This is a genomic window from Olsenella sp. An188 (assembly GCF_002160255.1).
GTDB lineage: Bacteria > Actinomycetota > Coriobacteriia > Coriobacteriales > Atopobiaceae > Thermophilibacter > Thermophilibacter avistercoris.
The window spans coordinates 1-5,764 of sequence record NZ_NFKF01000011.1; the positions used below are offsets into that span (position 1 = coordinate 1).

A 5,764-nucleotide genomic window follows, 5' to 3' on the forward strand; every position below is an offset into this window, starting at 1 on the left:
GCGATCCTCGCGGCCATGGGCCAGCCCGAGGACGCCTTCGACTGGGTGCGCGACCGCCCCGGCCACGACCGCCGCTACGCGATCGACTCCACCAAGCTCCGCCGCGAGCTCGGCTGGCGCCCGCGCCACACCGACTTCGCCGAGGGCCTCGCCGAGACCATCGCCTGGTACCGCGACAACGAGGACTGGTGGCGCCCCGCCAAGGAGGCGACCGAGGCCAAGTACGCCGCCCAGGGGCAGTAGCGCGCCTCTCGTCACCGTGTAAACCGGTGAGCATTGCCGGATTACGATGTGATGGAGCCATGACTGCGTAGTTGGTAGTTCGAAACCTACGCGTGGGTTCAGAAACATACAGCTTTTGTCAGCCGCTCATACCAGAAAGGAATAAAATGAGAATCGCTGTCGCCGGGACGGGCTATGTCGGCCTGTCCGTCGCCCTGCTGCTGAGCCAGCGAAACGAGGTCAGGGCCCTCGACATCGTGCCCGAAAAGGTCGACATGCTCCGGAGGGGCGAGAGCCCCATCCGCGATGCCGAGATAGAGCGGTTCCTTCGAGAGCGGGATCAGATGGGCCTCTCCTTCGAGGCGACCTGTGACCCCATCGGGGCCTACGCCGAGGCCGAGTACGTCGTGATTGCGACGCCCACGAACTACGATACTGACACCAACTCCTTCGACACTTCCGCGGTCGAGGCCGCGATGGATGCCGTGCGCTCCGTTAACCCCGATGCCTGGATTGTCGTCAAGTCGACGGTGCCGGTGGGCTACACCGAGCGGATTCGGGCCGAGAGGGGCGACCGTCGCATAGTCTTCTCACCCGAGTTTCTGCGCGAGGGTCACGCGCTCCACGACAACCTGCACCCCTCGAGGATCGTCGTGGGCGCGCCTAGGGGAGATACGGAGGCCATCGTAGCAGCGATGCGATTCGCGGCGCTTCTCGCCGAGTGCGCGGACCCCGCCGAGGCCTCGCGCGAGAACCCCGACGGCACGGTCGGGGTGCCCGAGCTCGTGCTCGGCTGCACCGAGGCCGAGGCGGTGAAGCTCTTCGCCAACACCTACCTGGCGCTCAGGGTCTCCTACTTCAACGAGCTCGACACCTACTGCGCGACCAAGGGCCTCTCGACCGCAGACGTCATCCGCGGCGTCTCGCTCGACCCCCGCATCGGCGACTTCTACGACAACCCCTCCTTCGGCTACGGCGGCTACTGCCTGCCAAAGGACACCCGCCAGCTGCTCGCCAACTACCGCGACGTCCCCCAGAACCTCGTCCAGGCGATCGTGGACTCCAACGCAACCCGCAAGGACTTCGTGGCCGACGAGGTGCTCAAGAGGGTCAACGGGCTCGTCTACTCTGGCGTGGCGAGACCGCTCGTTGGCGTCTACCGCCTCACGATGAAGTCGGGCTCCGACAACTTCCGCGCATCCTCGGTGCAGGGCGTGATGAAGCGGGTCAAGGCAAAGGGGGTGCCCGTGCTCGTCTACGAGCCGACGTTCCGTGGGGACGAGTTCTTCGGCTCCGAGGTGACCGCCGACCTCGCCTCCTTCAAGGAGCGCTGCGACCTTATCGTGGCCAACCGGTGGAGCGACGAGCTCGCTGACGTCGCCGGAAAGGTCTACACGCGGGACCTCTTCAGGAGGGACTAGGGGATGCAGGGGGGCTTTTCTGCACCCAAGTCAGGGGGCGTCTCTGCGGCTGAGCTGACAAAAGGAAGCGGCCCCAAGAGAAGGCTCGAGTACCTCGATGTCGCAAAGGGCATAGGAATCGCCCTCGTCGTATGGGCTCACGCCTCCGGCCCGTTCTCCAACGAGATCTATGAGTTCCACATGCCGCTGTTCTTCCTTATCTCCGGCTACCTTCACAACGACGGGACCTCCCTCAACGATTTCTTCGTCCGCAAGCTCAAGAGTCTGTACCTGCCGTTCATCTTCTGGAACATCGCCTCGGTGATTGTCTTCAAGGCGCTGCGCGCCTACTCGTACTCTGTGACGCAGGTGGGCAACCTGATCGTTGGGATCCTGGCTACGTTCCAGAAGGACGGGGTGATGTTTGGTGCGTCCTGGTTTCTAGGGGCGCTGTTCGTCATCTCGGTCCTGTTCAAGGTTGCGGAAGCGGCGGTCGGACAGAAGAGGGGCCGCCCGCTCGTACTGCTCGTGGGCTTTGCTCTGCTCGGATACTTCGGATACAGGATCAGCCTTGACTGGATGCTGAGCAGAACGCTCATCTTGGGGGCGTTCTATGCGGTCGGGTATGGCTGTAGACGGCTGCGTGCCGGCTCCGCGACGCTTGGGGACCCGAGGTGGCGCAGGCTTATATATATATCACTCTTTGCGGTCTCATGCGCCTTCTTCGCCGTGGTAGCCCCGAGGAACTCCGCCTACATGGGAGGCAACCAATATACGGCCTCGTTCCCGGTGTTCGTGCTGTGCGCGCTTGCGGGCAGCTGGGTCGTGATCGCGCTGTCGCAGGCGCTGTGCGTGAAAAGCAGCCCGCTGACGAGGCTACTGTCTTGGTTCGGGCGAAACAGCATGAGTATAGTTCTGTGGCAGTTCGTCGCGTTCAGGGTCGTTGTCGTGGTGCAGGTGCTGGCTGCGGGAGCCCCCTTTAACGGGTGGGAATGGCTGCAAGCCTACTACCCGACGTACTCGACTGGCGGAATCTGGTGGGTGGTCTATTTCGTCGTCGGCATGCTCGTTCCGATTGCGTGGGTTAGGATTCTTGGAATCGGATGGCTCGGGCGGTTCCTGAGAAAGGTCCATGCAATCTAGATGGATTAGAGTTACGAGGCCCTTCGTTTCTAATCGCCCGTTATATTGAAACAGAATTGTCGGAGGGTATCTGGGGATGCGCTAAAGCTACGTGCATCTTTTGAAGACTATAGATAAGGCATTGACGTAATAGCAGAGAGTTGTTGATTAACCGGTGGTAAATAGAAATCAGGGGCGATATGGCTATAACGTACCGCGAGTAGTCTGCGCCATGGCTGCTTGCCTCTTCCACTTCGAAAACACGATGGTCCCGCGCGTCGGGGGGGCCGCCCCGAGCTTTGCGATGCGCTTGACCTAAAGCATCCTGGGGAGCGGCCTCGACATCGGGAGCCTGGCCGTCTGCCTGTTCTTCATGCTCTCGGGGGCCCTCGCGGCGCGGACGACGCTGCGCGACGAGGGCTTCTCCATCCCGGGGTACCTCCGGCACAGGGCGCTCAGGCTGCTGCCGCCCCTGTGGCTCTCGTGGCTCCTGATCTGCGTGTGGTACATGGCGCGCGGCTCCTTCCACTTCGACGTCCCGGCGTGGCGCTTCGCCCTCACCGTGTTCGGGCTGGACGGGTACGTGTCGTACGCCCTTAATCTCGGCCCCAGCTTCTACTACTGCGGCGAGTGGTTCTACGGGGCCATCGTCATCGCCGCGGTGCTGTGGCCGCTCATGAGGTGGCTCCTCAGGCGCGCCGGGGTCGCCGGCTCTGTCGCCCTGGTCGTCGTCGCGGAGGCGCTCGCCTTCCTCGCGCTGGGACGGGACGCGACCCTGCTCTGGAGGAGCCTGCCCGTGTGCCTGGGCAGCTACCTCCTCGGCGCGTGCGTGTCCGAGGTGCGCCTCACGAGGAATGTCGTGGCGAGCGCGTCGGTTTGCGCCGTCGCGTTCCTCTCCGGCCTGATCATCGTCGGCCTTCCCCCGGCGGTCAGGTTCCAGCTGGTGGGCCTCGGCGTCTTCGGGCTGGTCGAGCTGAGGGAGCAGCTGCTCGAATCTGGGGGCGAGCGCCGCCCTTCGGAGGGCCTTGCACGCGCGCGGAGGGTCCTCGTGAGGCTCTCGGGGCTCACGCTGTACTTCTTCATGTGGCAGTTCGCGGTTATACGCTGGGCGGTGCCGCTCGCGGCGGGCTCCGTCGACCATGCGTTCGGGGCGTTTGACTACTGGGGGCTCGCGGTGATCGTCATCCTCGTGACGGCGCTCGCCGCGGCCCTGACGCAGCAGCTCGAACGAGGGATCCGGGAGTTCGTGGCCTGACCGGCGGGAACGGTTGGGCGCCGATCGGCATCGGTCTCGATCGTGGGGAGTGGGTTTGAATAGAGAGGTAGACTATACGGCCAAGTGCTTCTCGGCCGCGCTCATCGTTCTTGTGGTCGCCAATCACTTCGCGGGGTTCAAAGGGCTGCTGGGACTCTTCCCCCCATACTCGTTCCACGTCGCGGGCTTCGCATTTGTCTCGGGCTACCTTTACCAGTCGAAGAGCGACACGTCTCCCGCAGAGTTTCTCCTCGGGCGTGTTCGGAGGCTCCTCCTGCCGGGGCTGGTGATATACGGTCTCTACGGCACGCTGCAGACTTTCCTCGTGAGAGCGTTTGGTTTCGGCGGTATCCAGATCAATCTTGAGAACTGGCTCTTCGGTTTTTTCACGTATGGGCACTCCTTCGCCCTGTCCGACCCGATGTGGTTCATTGGGCCGTTCTGCCTCGCGCAGGTTGCGCACAACCTCTTGCGAGCGGCGATCGTGTGGATGGGCGCGTCTCCGCGGCTGACGGACGTCATCTCCGTGGCCGTCTGCTGCGTCGGCGGGGTGTGGGCGGTCGCTCAGGGGGGGTAGCGTCCCTGACAACCCTCTTCCGGGTGGGACGGTAGACTGGGCCCTTGCGGTGCCGTACCTCCTCCGGAGGCTGCTGTATTTTCTGGCCTGGCTGTCGCTCGGCCGGGCATACCGAAAGTGGCTGGAGAGATATGACGTCGTTCGAGGCTCCGTCTATTTCCCCGTTCTGGTGGCGTTGCAGCTCCTCCTGCTCTACACATGCAACGGGAGCGTGACGTACCAGCTCGCCTGGGGCTACTATCCGCACGGTGTGGTCCAGACGTTTCTGTGTACGGCCACGGGCATCGCCATGCTCCCGAGGGTGTGCAGGTACGTCTCACCTTTCGTGAGCAGGGACGAGCGGGGGCTCGTTCGCCTGATCGGCGACAACACCTTCAGCATAATGTGCCACCACTACATGGGCTTGTTCGTGATCGACGCCCTCGTGTTCATCGTCTCCCGGCTCACTCCGCTGTTCGGGTCGTTCGACGTGGCCGTTTGGCGCAAGACGACGAAGTACGTGTACCTCCCGCACGGGATAGAGCAGTTCGAGGTCTTCTACATCGTATTCTCCATCGTCTTCTCGATTGCCGTCCACTTCGGATGGGTCCGCCTTAAGATGGCCGTCGGGAGCTTGGTGCAACGCGCAGCCCGCTATTTGCACCGCTTTATTTAGTAGAGAGGATTTTTAGACACGTGTTTCAACCAAGTCCATTCACGTTAGAAATAATCTCCGTTTCTGCCGATTATTTCAACATTGGCCAGAAGGGGGTGCTGACGTGATGCGGCGGCTCGTTGCGAGCGGTCTGCCTCCCTCCCGACATGAGGCGCGCGATCAAGCGCGCGATGGGCCCAGCATCAGACGATTAACCCGCAAAATATGATTTCATAATCATATAATCGCAGGAAAGAAAAACATGCTTGTCAGATTTTGCGGGTTAAACGGACGGAATCAGCCAATGGGGCGCCCGGCGCCCGCTCACACCAGCCGTCCACCCACGCAAACCCCATGGTTCTTCTCGGCATTCGTCACCTGATGACACGGGGCCGCATGGCCCCCGTCTATAATCTGTCCGATATGGCCTTGATAAGGAGGCACCCATGAAGGGCATCATCCTCGCGGGCGGCTCGGGCACGCGCCTGTACCCGCTCACCCTCGTGACGAGCAAGCAGCTGCTGCCCGTCTACGACAAGCCGATGGTCTACTAC

The 5,764-nt window shown here is 62.5% G+C and carries 7 protein-coding genes; all 7 read left to right on the plus strand.

What is annotated here, in order from left to right; translation table 11 throughout:
- A partial coding sequence (locus B5F23_RS09420) for a GDP-mannose 4,6-dehydratase (RefSeq protein WP_206392352.1) occupies positions 1-243 on the plus strand: 243 nt, incomplete at its 5' end.
- Between the two features lie 146 nt (positions 244-389).
- A complete protein-coding gene (locus tag B5F23_RS09425) occupies positions 390-1,643 on the plus strand; it encodes a nucleotide sugar dehydrogenase (RefSeq protein ID WP_087354250.1) in 1,254 nt (417 codons plus the stop codon).
- Between the two features lie 3 nt (positions 1,644-1,646).
- Positions 1,647-2,765, plus strand: a complete 1,119-nt coding sequence (locus tag B5F23_RS09430) for an acyltransferase family protein (protein ID WP_087354252.1) — start codon at positions 1,647-1,649, stop codon at positions 2,763-2,765.
- Positions 2,766-3,096: 331 nt separating this feature from the next.
- Positions 3,097-3,999 (plus strand): acyltransferase family protein, encoded by a 903-nt coding sequence (locus B5F23_RS09435; RefSeq protein ID WP_275083211.1) that lies wholly within the window; start codon positions 3,097-3,099, stop codon positions 3,997-3,999.
- 55 nt (positions 4,000-4,054) lie between these two features.
- Positions 4,055-4,576, plus strand: a complete 522-nt coding sequence (locus B5F23_RS09440) for an acyltransferase family protein (protein ID WP_087354258.1) — start codon at positions 4,055-4,057, stop codon at positions 4,574-4,576.
- A 49-nt stretch (positions 4,577-4,625) separates the two neighbouring features.
- The gene (locus B5F23_RS09445; RefSeq protein WP_087354259.1) at positions 4,626-5,231 is read left to right on the plus strand and encodes a hypothetical protein; all 606 of its coding nucleotides are present in this window, start codon (positions 4,626-4,628) and stop codon (positions 5,229-5,231) included.
- Between the two features lie 425 nt (positions 5,232-5,656).
- Positions 5,657-5,764 (plus strand): sugar phosphate nucleotidyltransferase (locus tag B5F23_RS09450; protein WP_275083209.1); only part of this gene is annotated, 108 nt, incomplete at its 3' end.

Coding starts and splice junctions, on each gene's coding strand:
- B5F23_RS09425 (WP_087354250.1), top strand. CDS start 390: ATGAGAATCGCTGTCGCCGGGACGGGCTATGTCGGCCTGTCCGTCGCC.
- B5F23_RS09430 (WP_087354252.1), top strand. CDS start 1,647: ATGCAGGGGGGCTTTTCTGCACCCAAGTCAGGGGGCGTCTCTGCGGCT.